General features: G+C 64.5%; 14 protein-coding genes. 7 read left to right on the forward strand and 7 right to left on the reverse strand.

Translation table 11 applies throughout. The features are described from left to right. Positions 1-65 precede the first annotated feature (65 nt). Positions 66-1283, reverse strand: coding sequence for an FAD-dependent oxidoreductase (locus I6F24_RS02815; RefSeq protein ID WP_225149933.1), 1218 nt, complete (start codon positions 1281-1283; stop codon positions 66-68). A gap of 227 nt (positions 1284-1510) precedes the next feature. On the opposite strand from I6F24_RS02815, the gene I6F24_RS02820 reads away from it, so the two are divergent. Continuing rightward, positions 1511-2305: an enoyl-CoA hydratase-related protein gene (locus I6F24_RS02820; RefSeq protein ID WP_225149934.1), complete on the forward strand. Its 795-nt coding sequence runs from the start codon at positions 1511-1513 to the stop codon at positions 2303-2305. Between the two features lie 12 nt (positions 2306-2317). On the opposite strand, the gene I6F24_RS02825 is transcribed toward I6F24_RS02820, so the two are convergent. Further along, positions 2318-4030, reverse strand: a complete 1713-nt coding sequence (locus I6F24_RS02825; protein ID WP_225149935.1) for an IlvD/Edd family dehydratase — start codon at positions 4028-4030, stop codon at positions 2318-2320. A 365-nt stretch (positions 4031-4395) separates the two neighbouring features. Here I6F24_RS02825 and I6F24_RS02830 point away from each other — a divergent pair, with 365 nt between their 5' ends. Continuing rightward, positions 4396-5367 carry a hypothetical protein gene (locus I6F24_RS02830; protein WP_225149936.1) on the forward strand — a complete coding sequence of 324 codons (972 nt, stop codon included), beginning with the start codon at positions 4396-4398 and terminating at the stop codon, positions 5365-5367. Between the two features lie 15 nt (positions 5368-5382). Here I6F24_RS02830 and I6F24_RS02835 read toward each other — a convergent pair whose 3' ends face one another. Continuing rightward, positions 5383-6315: a LysR family transcriptional regulator gene (locus I6F24_RS02835; protein WP_109144533.1), complete on the reverse strand. Its 933-nt coding sequence runs from the start codon at positions 6313-6315 to the stop codon at positions 5383-5385. Positions 6316-6420: 105 nt separating this feature from the next. On the opposite strand from I6F24_RS02835, the gene I6F24_RS02840 reads away from it, so the two are divergent. The 4 genes from I6F24_RS02840 (at position 6421) to I6F24_RS02855 (ending at position 8867) form a co-directional block, all read left to right on the forward strand. Next, positions 6421-7233, forward strand: a complete 813-nt coding sequence (locus tag I6F24_RS02840; RefSeq protein ID WP_036004628.1) for an SDR family oxidoreductase — start codon at positions 6421-6423, stop codon at positions 7231-7233. A gap of 30 nt (positions 7234-7263) precedes the next feature. Next, complete coding sequence (locus I6F24_RS02845; RefSeq protein ID WP_082641336.1) at positions 7264-7797, forward strand: DUF417 family protein; 534 nt, start codon at positions 7264-7266, stop codon at positions 7795-7797. A gap of 162 nt (positions 7798-7959) precedes the next feature. Further along, the gene (locus I6F24_RS02850; RefSeq protein WP_225149937.1) at positions 7960-8412 is read left to right on the forward strand and encodes a carboxymuconolactone decarboxylase family protein; all 453 of its coding nucleotides are present in this window, start codon (positions 7960-7962) and stop codon (positions 8410-8412) included. Between the two features lie 44 nt (positions 8413-8456). Beyond that, positions 8457-8867, forward strand: coding sequence for a cupin domain-containing protein (locus I6F24_RS02855; protein WP_225149938.1), 411 nt, complete (start codon positions 8457-8459; stop codon positions 8865-8867). A 7-nt stretch (positions 8868-8874) separates the two neighbouring features. Here the strand turns inward: I6F24_RS02855 and I6F24_RS02860 are convergent, their stop codons facing one another. Continuing rightward, positions 8875-9699: an NAD(P)-dependent oxidoreductase gene (locus tag I6F24_RS02860; RefSeq protein WP_225149939.1), complete on the reverse strand. Its 825-nt coding sequence runs from the start codon at positions 9697-9699 to the stop codon at positions 8875-8877. Positions 9700-9789: 90 nt separating this feature from the next. Between I6F24_RS02860 and I6F24_RS02865 the strand changes: the two genes are divergently transcribed. Continuing rightward, on the forward strand, positions 9790-10767 hold the full coding sequence (locus I6F24_RS02865) for an SMP-30/gluconolactonase/LRE family protein (protein ID WP_225149940.1): 978 nt from the start codon (positions 9790-9792) through the stop codon (positions 10765-10767). A 35-nt stretch (positions 10768-10802) separates the two neighbouring features. Here the strand turns inward: I6F24_RS02865 and bla are convergent, their stop codons facing one another. From bla to I6F24_RS02880, 3 genes are all read right to left on the reverse strand, one after another. Then, positions 10803-11693, reverse strand: a complete 891-nt coding sequence (gene bla / locus I6F24_RS02870) for a subclass B3 metallo-beta-lactamase (RefSeq protein WP_225149941.1) — start codon at positions 11691-11693, stop codon at positions 10803-10805. Between the two features lie 123 nt (positions 11694-11816). Beyond that, complete coding sequence (locus I6F24_RS02875) at positions 11817-13247, reverse strand: aldehyde dehydrogenase family protein (protein ID WP_128263508.1); 1431 nt, start codon at positions 13245-13247, stop codon at positions 11817-11819. 267 nt (positions 13248-13514) lie between these two features. Continuing rightward, positions 13515-15878 carry a transketolase gene (locus I6F24_RS02880; RefSeq protein ID WP_225149942.1) on the reverse strand — a complete coding sequence of 788 codons (2364 nt, stop codon included), beginning with the start codon at positions 15876-15878 and terminating at the stop codon, positions 13515-13517. Between the last annotated feature and the right edge of the window lie 106 nt (positions 15879-15984).

Genomic DNA, 15984 nt, shown 5'->3' on the forward strand with positions numbered 1-15984 from the left:
TATGCGCGGAGAAAGCCCCTCACCCCAGCCCTCTCCCCGTAAGAACGGGGAGAGGGAGAAGAACTTCATGCCAGCGCGCTCTTGAGGTCGAAGCTCTCGTCCGCGGCCTGCTCCGGCGTGATGGAGCGGTCCATAGCCTGCAATCTCCGGCCGAACATGTGATCGCCGGCGCGGTTGATGGATTCGATTCCGAGCAGCTTGTCGCCGTGATAGCAGAACGCCGAGAATGCCTTCTTGGCGGGATCGCCGCGCAGCACGACGCGGTCGTAGCCGGTCGTCAGCCCCGCGATCTGGAGCTTGTCGTCGCCCTGATCGCTCCAGAACCAGGGATGGCTGTCGTACGGTTTCTTATCCCCGGTCAGCTTTGCTGCGAGGCAGCGGGCCTGATCGGTGGCGTTCTGTACCGATTCCAGCCGCAGCGATCCGCCGAAGCGCGGGCTTGCGAACAGCGCGCAATCGCCAATGGCCGAAATGTTGGGATCAGCCGTCGACAGATATTCATCGACGATGATGCCGGCGGCGACCGGCAGCCCTGCCTCGGCCGCGAGTTCGATGTTCGGCAGCACGCCGACGCCGACCACGACGAGGTCGGCCGGCAGATGCCGCCCGTCGCTCAAGGACACGCCGGTGACCTTGCCGGCCTCGGCTTCGATCGAGGTCGCCTGCACACCGAGATGGATACGGATGCCGGCCTCGCGGTGGCGCGCCTGAAAATATCCGGAGACCTCCGCCGTCACCGCCCGCGCCATCACACGCGGGGCGAGCTCGAGCACGTCGACCTCGAGGCCCTTGATGCGGGCGGTCGCGGCGAATTCGAGGCCGATGAAGCCGGCGCCGATGATCACGGCGCGCGTCTTCGACGGCATGATCGCGCGCAGCGCCTCGCTGTCATCGAGAATGCGCAGATATTTCACGTCGGGCAGATTGGCATTGGGCAGATCGAGCAGGCGATTGCGCGCGCCGGTCGCCAGCACGAGGTGCCAATAGTCCAGCGTCTCGCCGGATGCGAGATGCACCTTACGCGCGGCGCGGTCGATCGAGGCGGCGCGGCCGGCGATCAGCTCGATGCTCTGGTCCTGGTAAAACTTCTCAGGCCTGAACATCAGGCTCTCCGGGCCCGCGGAGCCCTTGATGTAGGCCTTGGACAGCGGCGGCCGCTGATAGGGCAGATGCGGCTCGTCATTGATCAGGCAGATGCGCTCGGCAAAGCCGGCCTGGCGCAGCGATGCCGCGATCTGGTAGCCGCCATGGCCGGCACCGACGATGATCACCGGGCCAGTCATCGGACAGCCCATTTCCGGAAGACACGAGCGTGACCCATGCCGCCTCCTCTCTCGCTGATTTTGCTTGCTGGCCTTGCGAGGAGCCGGCGCTCGTGTCCGTCCCTTGGCGAAAGCGGCTCCATTTGAGCCTATCGTTCCGCCCGGCGCAAGAGCGGTGGTTCGGGGATTGTCACCCCTGCCCTTCTGCGATTTAGTTCGAGCCTCGACCTCCTGCCGGAGAATTTAAGATGACCGCTCCCGTCTCAAAGCCCGACGATCCCGCCCTGCTCAAGGTCGACGGCCCGATCGCGACCATCACGCTGAACCGCCCTGCCGCATTCAACGCGATCGATCTTGCGATTGCCCAGAAGCTCGAGCAGCTCGCAACCTATATCGAAGGCGCCGACGACATCCGCGTCGTGGTGCTCGAAGGCGAAGGCCGCGCGTTCTGCGCCGGCGGCGACCTGCAGACGATCGGGGCCGCCGCCGAAGCCGGCACGGTGACGCCCGTCGTCGGCGAGCTATTGAAGCACTATCACGCCTTCATCGAGATCATCAGGCGCATGCCGAAGATCTCGCTGTCGAGCGTGCACGGCTCGGCCGCCGGCGCCGGCATGGGCCTCGCCTTCGTCACCGATCTCTGCATCGCCGCTGACGATGCCAAGTTCACGCCGGCCTATGCCAAGATCGGGGTGTCGCCGGACGGCGGCTCGACGGTCGGCATCGTCGGCACGGTCGGCTCCCGCCGGGCGCTGCAGATCTTTCTCGCCGAGGATAATTTTACCGCGCAGCAGGCCTATGAATGGGGCTTGGTTGCCAAGACCGTCCCCGCGGCCGAGTTGAAGACCGCGACGCAAAAACTTGCCGAGCGTCTCGCGCAGAACCCGCCGGCTTCGATCGCCGGCACCAAGCAGCTGGTCTATCAGGCGGCGACCACGCCGGTGAAGCAGCAGCTCGATGCCGAGGAGCACAAGATCATCATGGCGATGAACACGGAAGCGTTCCGCACCGCCGTGAAGAAGTTCACGAGCAAGGGGAAGTAGCAAGGCGGTGGCTCAGCCCTTCGCGGGGCCCGTTCTCTGCATGAAGTCGAAATCGCAGCCCTCGTCGGCCTGCAGGATGGTCTCGTTGAACAGCCAGGCGTAGCCGCGCCGCGCCTCTTCCGGCGCGGCCACCGGCTTCAACGCAGCGCGGCGCCGCTCCAGCTCGGCGGCGTCAACCAAGAGCTCGATGCTGCGCTTGGCCACATCAAGGCGGATCATGTCGCCGTTCTCAACCAGCGCCAGCGGCCCGCCGACGGCGGATTCCGGGGTGATGTGCAGCACGATGGTGCCGAACGCGGTGCCGCTCATGCGCGCATCCGAGATGCGCACCATGTCCTTGATGCCGCCGCGCGCGAGCTTCTTCGGGATCGGCAGATAACCGGCTTCCGGCATGCCCGGCGCGCCCTTCGGGCCGGCGTTGCGCAGCACCAGCACGTCGTCGGCGTTGACGTCGAGATCGGGATCGTCGACCCGCAAGGTCATGTCCTCGACGGATTCGAACACGACGGCGCGCCCGGTGTGCTGCAGCAGCTTCGGGCTGGCGGCGGATTGCTTGATGACCGCGCCGCGCGGGGCGAGATTGCCGTGCAGGATGGCGAGGCCGCCCTCCTTCTTGATCGGATTATCACGCGGACGAATCGCATCCTGGCCTGGCACGTCCTCCGCATTCGCCGCGATCTCCCGCAACGTCTGGCCGCTGATGGTCTTGGCATCGAGGTCGACGAGATCGCCGAGCTGCGCCAGCAGCTTCGGCACGCCGCCGGCGTGGTGGAAGTGCTCCATATAATGCTCGCCGGACGGCTTGAGATCGACCAGCACCGGCACCTCGCGGCCGATCTGGTCGAACGCTGCGAGGTCGAGCCGGTGCGGCGAGCGATGCGCCATTGCGGTGAGATGGATCAGGCCGTTGGTCGAGCCGCCGATCGCCTGCAGCACGACTTGCGCGTTCCTAAACGAGGCCGGCGTCAACACTTCGCTCGGCTTCGGACCCTTGGTCTTGGCCATCTCCGCGGCAACCTTGCCGCTGGCCTCGGCGAGACGGAAGCGCTCGGCATGCGGCGCGGGAATCGTCGCGCTCATCGGCAGCGACAGGCCCATCGCCTCGATCATGCAGGCCATGGTCGAGGCCGTGCCCATCACCATGCAGGTGCCGACCGATGGCGCCAGCCGGCCGTTCACCGCCTCGATCTCGGCATCGTCCATGTCGCCGGCGCGATATTTCGCCCAGAGGCGGCGGCAATCGGTGCAGGCCCCCAGCACCTCGCCCTTGTGATGACCGACCACCATCGGCCCGACGGGGATGACCACGGTCGGCAGGTCGGCGCTGATCGCGGCCATCACCTGCGCCGGCAGCGTCTTGTCGCAGCCGCCGATCACGATCACCGCATCCATCGGCTGGGCGCGGATCATCTCCTCCGTGTCCATCGCCATCAGATTGCGCAGGTACATCGAGGTCGGATGCGCAAAGCTCTCCGCGATCGAGATGGTCGGGAACACGAAGGGCATCGCGCCCGACAGCATCACGCCGCGCTTGGCGGCTTCGATGATGTCAGGGACGTTGCCGTGGCAGGGATTGTAGTCGCTATAGGTGTTGGTGATGCCGACGATCGGGCGCTCCAGCGCGTCGTCAGAATAGCCCATGGCCTTGATGAACGCCTTGCGCAGGAACAGCGAGAAACCGGCATCGCCATAGCTCGTCAGACCCTTGCGCAAGCCACTCGTCATCAGGGCGCTCCCTTCAGCTTTTGTCGTGGTGGTAAGGCCAGCGCCCTGATTGTCAATAACTCGACTTGCAGGCCTGACGCTTGGTTTCTGGCACTCCTGAGCACCGCGCGGCATTGCCGCACGGGACGGCTCCGAACGCGCAGGGAATCTCCCGTTTCCAGCCTCTCCAGCGTGGATCGGACCCGACCCGCCGCCCAGCCGAAGTGAATTCCATTGAACGCAACTAAGAATGATTAGCAAGTAGTTGCACGGCCGGCCATTCTGTGGAATTGTTCTTGCGAATGACTTGCAATCGCAGGGGCTGCGCGTGAACCAAGCTCCCTGCGTCGATCAGTGCCCTTGGTTCGCGTGGGTTGGTGGATGTCGTGCTGAGAAAGTCGAGCTTCCGGGGCGCAACAGCGGCCGCAATTGTCGTCGCCGGTCATCTGGCGAGTTGCGTCTCCGCCTCTGCCGACGACGGTCCACGCGGCCTCGCCTATGCCTGGCCCGGCTCCACACCGGCCCCCGGCGTCAGCAAGCTGACGGGAGGTTTGCCGTCGGCTCATTCGGAGATCGACACCGAGCACATCTTCGGTTTCAGCATGGGCTCCGACATCGGCAAGCCCGGCGAAATGGAGATCGAGTTCGAGAATGTCGGCGCATTCGGCAAGCGCTCCGGCACTTACGCAGCCTGGGCCAATCTCAATCAGGTCAAATACACGGTCTCGGACAACTTCCGGATAGCACCCGGATTCGCACTGACCGGACATCACATCAATGGCGCTCCGGGATTTGCCGATCATCGCGACCTCGCTTTCGGCGGGGTGGCGCTCGAACTGCGCTACAAGCTGCTCGATCGCGCCGTCGCGCCTTTTGGGCTGACCCTCCATGCGCAGCCCGGCTGGAGCCGGATTGACGACGGCAGCGGCATGCACATCGCGCAATATGGCGCAGAGTTTGCCGCCCTGTTCGATCGCGAGCTGGTCAAGGACAGGTTGTTCGCCGCCTTCAACGTCTGGTACGGGACCGGCGGAACCCGCGAGATCTCGACCAATCTTTGGCGACACGATTCCGAGATGCAGCTCCAGGCCGCGATCTCCTACGTAGTGCAGCCAGACCTCGTGCTCGGCCTCGGCGTGCGCTACGCGCGGGCCTATGACGGCGGCGGCCTCGACCGCTTTTTGGGAGACGCAGTCTTTGCTGGCCCAACCTTCTCCTACAACATCTCGAAGGAGGTCGGCATCTCCGGCACCTGGCAGATGCAGGTTGCCGGCCAGGCGATCGGCGACGTTCGCAGCCTCAACCTCGATCAGTTCGAGCGGCACCAGGCGCTGTTGCGGCTCAACCTGCATTTCTGATGTGCGGGCCCGCAGTTACGCCCGCGGCCTCCGCGGCGCAACGTTTCCGGGACTGTCGGCCAAGCGCGCCCTCAGGCGCGGCCCTGCGAAGTCGAGAAACGCTCGCAGCTTCGCCGGCATGAAGCGGTTGGGCGAGTAGACGAAGCTGACCGGCTGCGGCGGCGGTTGAAAGTCCTGCAGGACCGCAACGAGCTCTCCAGACCTCAGCGCATCCGACGCCAGATAGGAGAACACGACGGTGATCCCGATGCCTGCGCGCGCGGCATCGATGGCCGATTCCAGATTGCTCGCAATGAAGCGCGACCGCACCGGCACTGCATACTCGGTCTGCCCTCGTTTGAATCTCCACGTGCCCGGCGATTGAAGCGGAGGATAGCTGATGCAGTCGTGGGCGGAGACATCATCGGGAGCCTTCGGCGTTCCCCGCAGCTTCAGATAGGACGGGCTGGCGCAGGCGACGCGGTGAATTTCCCCAACGCGCACGGCGATCAGGCCGCTGTCGGCGAGATCGCCGACACGAAGCGCGACGTCAATGTTCTCGTCCAGAAGGTTAAGCGTCCGGTCCTGCAAGATGAGCTGAACATCCACCTCCGGAAATGCCGCAAGAAACTCGGCAAGGATCGGCTGCAAGCATAGCCGACCGAGCGCGACCAGCGTCGTGATGCTGAGATCGCCACGCGGCGTGGTGTATTCGCCAGAGGCAACGCGCTCGGCTTCGGTGAGGTCGGCGAGAATTCGCTTGGCCGCGGCGATGTAGGAGCGACCGGCGTCCGTTGGGACGAGCGCGCGGCTCGAGCGATGAAACAGCTTGGTCTGGAGGTGCTCCTCGAGCTCCGAAACCTTCCGGCTCACCGTTGCCAACGGCATTTTCTGACGGCGCGCGGCGGCGGACAGGCTGCCCGCCTCCGCCACCGCCAGGACCACCGACATGCTTTCGAGACGATCCATGGGACACTTCCATATTCTGGAAGGAAAGATCCCGATTTTGCCAGATACCCACCATTTCCGGAAGTGCCTATTCCTCTCCGCACCCAAACCGAAGGAGAGACGAAAATGACCCAGACCAGAACAGGCACTGCCCTCATCACCGGAGCTTCGACCGGAATCGGCGCGATCTACGCCGATCGCCTGGCGAAGCGCGGCCACGACCTCATCCTCGTTGCGCGCAACAGGCAGCGGCTCGCATCGCTCGCGCGCAGGCTCGGCAACGAAACTGGCCGCAAAGTGGAAACGGTGGAAGCCGATCTCACATCCCCTGCCGATCTCCGCCGCGTCGAGCAACTCATCAGAACCAACGGCGACATTTCGGTGCTGGTCAACAACGCCGGCGTCGGCGCCTCGGCCCCGCTGATCGATTCCGACATCGACAAGATGGAAGACATGATCCGTCTCAACGTCGGTGCACTGACGCGCCTGACCTACGCAGCGGTGCCCGGATTCATCGCCCGCGGCCACGGCACGATCATCAACATCGCTTCCATCGTCGCGATCGCGCCGGAGCTGCTCAACGGCGTCTACGGCGGCTCGAAAGCTTTCGTGCTCGCATTCACCCAGTCACTCGTTCACGAGCTCGCCGGGAAGGGCATCCGCATTCAGGCCGTGCTGCCGGGCGCCACTGCGACGGAGTTTTGGGACATCGCGGGCACGCCGGTTCACCAGCTTCCGGCAGAGATCGTCATGTCGGCCGACGACCTGGTCGACGCCGCCCTCGCCGGTCTCGACCTCGGCGAAGTCGTGACGATCCCGGCGCTGGCCGACAAGTCGGAGTGGGATCGCCACGAGAGCGCGCGGCTTGCCATGACGAACAAGCTCTCGAGCACTATTCCCGCCCCTCGCTACAACCTGCACACGCACGTGAATGCGTGAGCGAACAACCGGCATCAAACGGAGATCACCATGTCACGCATCATCAGCCAATCGTCCACCTTATCCATCGCCCTGCGTCGCACGATCAGTTGGCGCGAACAGTCTGAACGCCTGCTCGCTTACGCCGAACCGATCAGCCGGATCGGTCTCTACGCCTCGCTCGCAATCATCTACGCCTGGTTCGGCGGGATGAAATTCACCGACTACGAAGCACAGGGACTCGTACCCCTGGTCGAGAACAGTCCGCTGCTGCGATGGTTCTACACGCTGTTCTCGGTGCGCGGCTTCTCGACCTTTCTCGGCTTCGTCGAACTCAGCATCGGGCTCCTGATCGCGCTCCGCCTGTCCAGCCCGATCTACTCCGCGGCCGGCGGCCTGTTGTCGGCCGGGCTGTTCGTCACCACGCTGAGCTTCATGATCTCGACGCCCGGCGTCGTCGTGCCGGAGCTCGGGGTCCCCGCGATCACGGTCGCTCCGGGTCAGTTCCTGCTGAAGGACGTCGGCCTGCTCGCCGCTTCCTTCTGGGTGTTCACGGACTCGCTGAAGGCCGTCATCCGCAGGTGAGAGCTCAGCCACAGCGCAATAGCCGAACTCGAACAGGAGCCCCGCCATGAAAATACGATTCAACCTCGGCGGGGCTCACGCTGCTCGCGGTGTTCGCCATCGATAGCAGCGAGAAGGATCCGACCACCGCCATCCAGCAGAATCACCGCCAAGGAGAGAAACATGAGTAAGCGTCTCGACTATAACCAGATCGCCCCGGCAGGGATCAAGGCGCTCGGCGGCGTCTACGGCTACGTCCTGCAGAGCCGGCTTTCCGCCACGCTGATCGAGCTGGTTTATCTGCGGATCTCTCAGATCAACAATTGCGCCTACTGCCTGGACATGCACACCCGCGACCTGCTCAAGAAGGGAGAAAAGGTCGAGAAGATTGCGCTGCTGCAGGCATGGCGCGAGGCCGGCAATCTGTTCGACGAACGCGAACGAGCCGCCCTTGCCTGGGCGGAGACGGTGACACGGGTTGCCGAGACCGGCGTGCCCGACGAGGCATACCAGGCCGCAAGGGCCGTGTTCGAAGAACGTGAGCTCGTGGACCTCACGATCGCGATCAGCCTGATGAACGCCTACAACCGCATGGCCATCAGCTTTCGCGCAACGCCGGCGGCTGCCGCCGGTTGATGCGCTCACCGACAACATCCTGCACAATCCGAAAGGACATTCACATGACGAAACGTGGAATCGTGGTTGCGGCGGCGCTGATCGCCGCAATCAGCCTGGCTTCACTCTCGGCACGATCCGAAGAGCCACGACTGGGCGACATCAAGCGCACACATCTCATGAAGGAAGCGCTGAGTGCGCCCGGGCGCGAGGTCATCCAGGTTCGCGTCGACTTTCCTCCGGGCGTCGTTGCCGTCAGGCACAGTCACCCGGGCGAAGAGCTCGTCTATCTGATCGAAGGCGAGCTGGAATATCTGCTCGACGGCAGGCCGCCCGTCATCCTGAAAGCCGGGGACGTGCTGCTCATTCCTCACGGAGTGCATCACGCCGTGAAGAATGTCGGCAGCGGCAACGCCGCGGAGCTTGCGACCTACATTGTCGAGACCGGCAAGCCGCTGTTGACGCTCGGCCGGTGAACGATCTCTACCGCTTATTCCAGTCGATCACACGATCCGGATCAGCGTCGAACTCCATGCTGCAGAACGTGCCGCCCTGGAAATAGTCGCCGACCGGGTCCGGCTTCAGCTTGGCCTGCTCGGCCATGGCGTGCTCACGGAAATCTTCGGCGCGGCCGGTGGGGCGATAGCCGAATTGGTAGGCGCGGTGGTTGTCCCACCAGGCGCGCTCGTTGAAAGAGGCGCCGTAGAAGATCTCGAAATGGATGTCGGGATGCTCGAGCCCGATGCGGCAGAGCTGCACGAGATCGTCCGGCTTGAGCCAGATCGAGAGCCGGCGCTTGTCCAGCGGCATGTCGCCGAAATTGCCGATGCGCAGGCACGTCACCTTCATCCCGTGCTTGTCGGCGTAGAGCGCGCCGACGGCCTCGCCGAACACCTTGCTGACGCCATAGCGGCCGTCGGGGCGCGGGGTAACGTCGGTACCGATCTTGTGATGGCGCGGATAGAAGCCGACGGCGTGGTTCGACGAGGCGAACACCACGCGCTTGACGCCCTTGCGGTAGGCCGCCTCGAACAGGTTGTAGCCGCCGATGATGTTGGCCTGGAGGATCTGATCCCAGGTGCCTTCGACCGAATAACCGCCGAAATGCAGGATGCCGTCGACGCCCTCGCAGATCGCCTCGCATTGCGCGAGGTCGGCGAGGTCCGCGGCCTTGAATTTTTCATCGGGGCCGAGATCAGCCGGTGGCTTGATATCGGACAGTAGGAGATCCGGGTAGATCGGCGGCAACAGCTTCCGCAGGCTGGTGCCGATCCCGCCCGAAGCTCCCGTCATCAGAATACGCGGCATGTCGTCCCTCGCCGTTGGTGACCGAATTTGCGATCACGTGTCTCTAATGATAGCAGGATTGTCCAGAGGGAACGAAACGAGAGAACCGGCATGAATGAGGCATCGTCCCACACGGAGGAACGGCCTGGTTGGCGGCCGGCGACCTATTACCCCGATCCTTCGATCAAGGCCCTCGATCCCCGCTTCGAAAAATACTGGCTGAAGCTTTCGGCGGTGGAGCGGCTGGCGACCGGCCTGCGCTGGGCCGAGGGGCCGGTGTGGTTCGGCGATGGGCGTTATCTCCTGTGCAGCGACATCCCGAACCAGCGCATCCTCAAGTGGGAGGAAGAGACCGGTGCGGTCAGCGTGTTCCGCAAGCCCTCGAATTTTGCCAACGGCAACACGCGAGACCGGCAGGGCCGGCTCGTCACCTGCGAGCACGGCGGCCGGCGCGTGGTGCGCACCGAGTATGACGGCAGCATCACCGTGCTGATGGATCAATTCAACGGCAAGCGGTTGAACTCGCCGAACGATGTCGTTGTCAAATCGGACGGCTCGATCTGGTTCACCGACCCGACCTTCGGCCTGCTCGGCAATTACGAGGGCTACAAGGCCGAGCCCGAGATCGAGCCCAACGTCTATCGGCTCGATCCATCGACCGGCAAGGCGACGATCGTTGCCGAGGGTGTGCTCGGACCGAACGGGCTGTGCTTCTCTCCGGACGAGAAGATCCTCTATGTCGTGGAATCGCGGGGCGTTCCGAACCGAAAGATCCTCGCCTATGACGTCTCGCCCGAGGGCACCACGATCTCGAACAAGCGTATCCATATCGATGCCGGGCCGGGCACGCCCGACGGCATGCGCTGCGACATCGACGGCAATCTCTGGTGCGGCTGGGGCATGGGCGATCCCGAGCTCGATGGCGTCGTGGTGTTCGCGCCCGACGGCGTCATGATCGGCCGCATCGCCCTGCCCGAGCGCTGCGCCAACGTCTGCTTCGGCGGCGTCAAGCGCAACCGCCTGTTCATGGCCGCGAGCCAGTCGATCTACGCGCTGTATGTGAACACGCAAGGTGCTGTGGGGGGATAGGTTTTACATACAGCGCGCCCAACCACCGACCGCCTCTACCCCTTCTTCTCCTGTACCGCCGCGGTCTGCTTGACGAGCGCCTCTTCGAACGCCTTTTCCAGCGATGCCGCATAGACCTTGAACTCGCCCGGGTCGACGAACGGATTGGGTCCGCCGCCGGCGAGCTTGGCGCGCTTCTCGGCCATCTTGTACATCTCGGGATGAGGAGCCAGCAGGATGTCGACCTTCATGTCCTTGGCACGCGCAAAGGTCTTGCGATAGTCGTCAACGATGCCGGCATAGGTCGGCCTGCCGACAAGCCGGTTCAGCGCGACGGTGCCGCTGCAGAAGATCAACACCGAGCGTGTTGCATCGCCATCCTTCACCGAGAATGCCCAGCTGGTGCAGCCCGGCGAATGGCCGGGCGTCTCGCGCGCCGTTAGCGTGACGCTGCCGACCGCGACGGTCTCGCCCTCACGCACCGTGCGGTCGACTTTCACCGGCGGAAAGTCGAGCGCCTTCTCCTCCTGCGCACCCGGATAATAGCCGCCTTCGAGCAACGGCTTGTCGGCCTCGCCCGCGACCATCTGCGCGCCGCTCGCCCGCTTCAACTCGGCGACGCCGCCGGTGTGGTCGATATGGGCGTGGGTGTTGATGAGATACTTGATGTCGCTGATCTTGAAGCCGAGCTTCTCGATGCTCGTCCTGATCTGCGACGTCGATTCCGGCATCACGGTATCGACCAGAATATGTCCCTGTGGCGATGTGATCAGGTAAGACGCGAGGCCGTTGGTGCCGACATAGTAGACGTTGTCGATGATCTTGAACGGCTCGGTCGGTTCGTTCCATTTCGCCCTGAGCGTGTTGAGCAGATCCTTCACCGTCTGGGCCTGCGCAGCGCCTGACAGCGCCAGCAGCGCAACGAATGCGATGATCAGTTTTCTCACGTTCCGTCCCTTTGCTTTTCTTGATTTGACGGGCTGTTGTCGCCGTAAAGCGGCTGGTCTCACAGCAAAGATGCCGGCTTCCCTGGAAGCCGGCATCCCCTCGCGGCGCAAGCGCCGTATCAACTACGCCGCGTTGAAGCCCGCGACCGCCTTCACTTCGAGGAAGTCCTCGAGGCCGAACTTGCCCCATTCGCGGCCGTTACCGGACTGCTTGTAGCCGCCGAACGGCGCGGTGCGGTCGTTGGGTACGCCCTGCAGGTTGACGTTGCCGGCGCGGATCTGGCGGCCGACGCGCTTGGCGTCCTCGACCGTCGGGCCGGTGACGTAACCGGCGAGGCCATAGGGCGTATCATTGGCGATCTTGACCGCGTCGGCCTCGTCCTTGGCGCCGATGATGGTCAGCACCGGCCCGAATATCTCTTCGCGCGCGATCGTCATGTCAGGCGTGACGTCGGCGAAGATGGTCGGGCGGACATAGAAGCCCTTGTTGACGCCTTCGGGCAGGCCAGGACCGCCGGCAACGAGCGTTGCGCCCTCGTCGATGCCCTTCTTGATCAGGCCCTGGATCTTGTCCCACTGGCCGCGATTGACCACGGGACCGATGGTGGTGCCTTCGGCGCGGGGATCACCGGCCTTGGTCTTGTCGGCGACCGCCTTCGCGATCGCGGCGACCTCTTTCATCTTGGACAGCGGCACGATCATGCGCGAGGGTGCGTTGCAGGACTGGCCGGAATTGTTGAACATGTGCATCACGCCGCCGGTCACCGCCTTCGTGAGGTCGGCGCCTTCGAGGATGACGTTCGGCGACTTGCCGCCGAGCTCCTGGCTGACGCGCTTCACGGTGGGCGCTGCGCGCTTCGCAACGTCGATGCCGGCGCGGGTCGAGCCGGTGAAGGAGATCATGTCGATATCAGGGTGCTCGCTCATGGCGGCGCCGACCTCGGGCCCGAGGCCGTTGACGAGGTTGAACACGCCCTTGGGCACGCCGGCTTCATGGAGGATCTCCGCGAAGATCAGCGCCGAGGTCGGCGTGAACTCGCTGGGCTTCAGGATCATGGTGCAACCGGCGGCGAGCGCGGGCGCGACCTTGCAGGCGATCTGGTTCAGCGGCCAGTTCCAGGGCGTGATCATGCCGACCACGCCGATCGGCTCGCGCAGCACCATGGCGGTGCCGACCGGCTCCTCGAAATGATAGTTCTTGAGCACATCCAGCGTGGTCATGAGATGGCCGAGGCCGGCGCCGGCCTGCAGCTTCTCCGCCATCGGCAGCGGTGCGCCCATCTCGTCGGAGACGGCGGCGCCGATCTCCTTGAGGCGGCCCTTGTAGACCTCGATGACCTTCGACAGCAGCGCGACGCGCTCCTCGCGGCTGGTCTGGGAGAAGGTTTCGAAGGCGCGCTTGGCGGCGGCGACCGCCTTGTCGACATCGGCCTTGGAGCCGAGCGCAACCTCGTACATCGCCTCTTCCGTCGCCGGATTGATCACGGCGGTGGACTTCTTGACGGCGGGATCGACCCAGGCGCCGTCGATGTAGAATTGCATGCGATTGACCATCGTTAACCTCTTCTTGGGGGCTTGGAGGGGGCGTTTCGGCAGGCATCCTTGCACGAAAGCGCCGGCAATTGAACCCGCCATATGCGGGGCCAGCGTTGCGGCGAGCGGAGGTTATATGAGCCGATGGCGGGAACGTGGCAAGGTGGCCCCGCTGTCATTCCGGGGCGCGGCAAAGCCGCGAGCCCGGAATCCATACTCCCGATCGTGGTTATGGATTCCGGGCTCGACGCTCCGCGTCGCCCCGGAATGACGAGGCAGTTACCTCCGCTACACCGCCATCTTCCGATGCAGCACCGGCGCGCCGGTGGTGAGGCTTTCGGCCGCATCGATGATGGCGTTGGCGTCGATGCCATAGTGCCGATAAAGGTCCGCGATGCTGCCGGTCTGGCCGAACTGCTCGACACCGAGCGCCTCGGCGCGATGGCCACGGACGCTGCCGAGCCAGCCGAGCGCAGACGGATGGCCGTCAATCACGGTCACGATGCCGCAGTCGCGCGGCAGCGGCGCGAGCAGCTTTTCGATGTGGCTGAGATGCTGCACGCCGCGGCGGTCGCGCCGCAATTTCCGCACGGCGGTCCACCCCGAATGCAGACGGTCGGCCGAAGTGATCGCGAGCAGGCCGACGTCACGGCGGCTCTCGCCGATGAAGCCGGTCGCCTCGATCGCTTCGGGCGCGACCGCGCCGGTATAGGCGATCACGACCTCGGCATTCGGGCCCGGCTTGCGCAGCCAATAGGCGCCGTCGGTGATGCCCTGTCGCAGCTCCGGTGTCATGATCCGCTGCGCCTGCTCGATGGCGCGTGTGGAGAGGCGCAAATAGACCGAACCGCCCTCGCCCGGTTCGCGCTGCATGTGCTCGAAGCCGAAAGCCATGATCACGGCGAGCTCGTCGACGAAGGCCGGCTCGAACGAGGCCAGGCCGTCCTGCGCCATGCCGATCAAGGGCGTTGCGATCGACTGATGCGCGCCGCCTTCGGGCGCGAGCGTGATGCCGGACGGCGTCGCCGCCACCATGAAGCGCGCGTCCTGGTAGCAGGCGTAGTTCAGCGCATCGAGGCCGCGCTCGATGAAGGGATCGTAGAGCGTGCCGACCGGCAAGAGCCGCTCGCCGTTGATCTGGTGCGACAGGCCGAGCGCCGAGAGCATGATGAACAGGTTCATCTCGGCGATGCCGAGCTCCAGATGCTGGCCCTTTGGCGAAGCGTCCCAATTGTAGGTCGAGGGAATTTTCTCGCTGCGGAACAAGTCCGCCTTCTCGGCCCGCGCGAACAGGCCGCGGCGGTTGACCCAGGGGCCGAGATTGGTGGAGACGGTGACGTCCGGCGAGGTCGTGACGATGCGCCTGGCGAGCTCGCTGTCGCTGCGCGCGATCTCGTTCAGCACGAGGCCAAAGCCTTGCTGGGTCGACATCTGCGGCGACGGCTTGAAGGCGAGCTGTTGCGGCACCTCGACGACGGGCGCCGTGAGCCGGCGGCCATCCTGATTGAACGGCACCCGCGCGAGGAAGGCCTCGAGCTCGGCAGCATCCTGCGACAGCCCTTCGAACTTGTCCCATTCGTGGCCCGGCCGGATGTTCTGGCTGTCGCGATATTTCTCCATCTGCGCAACCGTCATCAGGCCGGCGTGGTTGTCCTTGTGGCCCTGGAACGGCAAGCCGACGCCCTTGATCGTGTAGGCGATGAAGCAGACGGGGCGGTCGTGGTCGATGGAATCGAACGCCTCCAGCACGCTCGCCATGTCGTGGCCGCCGAGATTCGACATCAGCGCAAGCAGCTCCTCGTCGCTGCGCTTGTCGATCAGTTTTGTGATCGGGCCCTGGTCGCCGATCTCGTCATGCAGATGTTTTCGGAAGGCCGCGCCGCCCTGGAAGCACAGCGCCGCGTAGAGCGCATTCGGGCAATTGTCGATCCACGTCTTCAGCGCCTCGCCGCCGGGCTCGGCGAAGGCCTCGCGCATCAGGCGGCCGTATTTCACGATGACGACGTCCCAGCCGAAATTGCGGAACATGGTCTCGAACTTTTCCCAGAGACCTTCGCGCACGACGGCATCGAGCGACTGCCTGTTATAGTCGACCACCCACCAGGTGTTGCGCAGGCCGTGCTTCCAGCCCTCCGCGAGTGCCTCGAAGATGTTGCCCTCGTCCATCTCGGCATCGCCGACGAGGGCGATCATCCGCCCCTCGCGGCGGTCCTTCATCCAGCCATGCGCCTTGACGTAGTCCTGCACCAGCGATGAGAACAGCGTCTGCGCGACGCCGAGGCCGACCGAGCCGGTGGAGAAATCGACGTCGTCGACGTCCTTGGTGCGCGAGGGATAGGACTGCGCGCCCTTGAAGCCGCGAAAATTCTCCAGCTTCTCGCGGCTCTGCCGGCCGAACAGATATTGGATGGCGTGGAACACCGGGCTCGCATGCGGCTTCACCGCGACGCGATCCTCAGGGCGCAGCACGTGGAAGTACAGCGCGGACATGATGGTGGCGAGCGAGGCGGACGAGGCCTGGTGGCCGCCGACCTTGAGGCCATCCGCATTGGAGCGGATGTGGTTGGCGTGGTGGATGGTCCAGGACGACAGCCAGAGCGCCTTGCGGCTGAGGGCGGTCAGGATGTCGAGACGGGCGGGGTCAACGGGCATGGCGATGCTCCGGGAAATATGCACCGATCATACGCCTGCGCGGTGCGTCAAACTTCTCAATTTTTCGCGCCATCCCCGCCGATATTGGGATACTTTACCAACGCAG

Source organism: Bradyrhizobium sp. BRP23, from assembly GCF_020194135.1.
Lineage (GTDB): Bacteria > Pseudomonadota > Alphaproteobacteria > Rhizobiales > Xanthobacteraceae > Bradyrhizobium > Bradyrhizobium yuanmingense.

Coding starts and splice junctions, on each gene's coding strand:
- I6F24_RS02815 (WP_225149933.1), bottom strand. CDS start 1,283: ATGACTGGCCCGGTGATCATCGTCGGTGCCGGCCATGGCGGCTACCAG.
- I6F24_RS02820 (WP_225149934.1), top strand. CDS start 1,511: ATGACCGCTCCCGTCTCAAAGCCCGACGATCCCGCCCTGCTCAAGGTC.
- I6F24_RS02825 (WP_225149935.1), bottom strand. CDS start 4,030: ATGACGAGTGGCTTGCGCAAGGGTCTGACGAGCTATGGCGATGCCGGT.
- I6F24_RS02835 (WP_109144533.1), bottom strand. CDS start 6,315: ATGGATCGTCTCGAAAGCATGTCGGTGGTCCTGGCGGTGGCGGAGGCG.
- I6F24_RS02840 (WP_036004628.1), top strand. CDS start 6,421: ATGACCCAGACCAGAACAGGCACTGCCCTCATCACCGGAGCTTCGACC.
- I6F24_RS02845 (WP_082641336.1), top strand. CDS start 7,264: ATGTCACGCATCATCAGCCAATCGTCCACCTTATCCATCGCCCTGCGT.
- I6F24_RS02850 (WP_225149937.1), top strand. CDS start 7,960: ATGAGTAAGCGTCTCGACTATAACCAGATCGCCCCGGCAGGGATCAAG.
- I6F24_RS02855 (WP_225149938.1), top strand. CDS start 8,457: ATGACGAAACGTGGAATCGTGGTTGCGGCGGCGCTGATCGCCGCAATC.
- I6F24_RS02860 (WP_225149939.1), bottom strand. CDS start 9,699: ATGCCGCGTATTCTGATGACGGGAGCTTCGGGCGGGATCGGCACCAGC.
- I6F24_RS02865 (WP_225149940.1), top strand. CDS start 9,790: ATGAATGAGGCATCGTCCCACACGGAGGAACGGCCTGGTTGGCGGCCG.
- I6F24_RS02875 (WP_128263508.1), bottom strand. CDS start 13,247: ATGGTCAATCGCATGCAATTCTACATCGACGGCGCCTGGGTCGATCCC.
- I6F24_RS02880 (WP_225149942.1), bottom strand. CDS start 15,878: ATGCCCGTTGACCCCGCCCGTCTCGACATCCTGACCGCCCTCAGCCGC.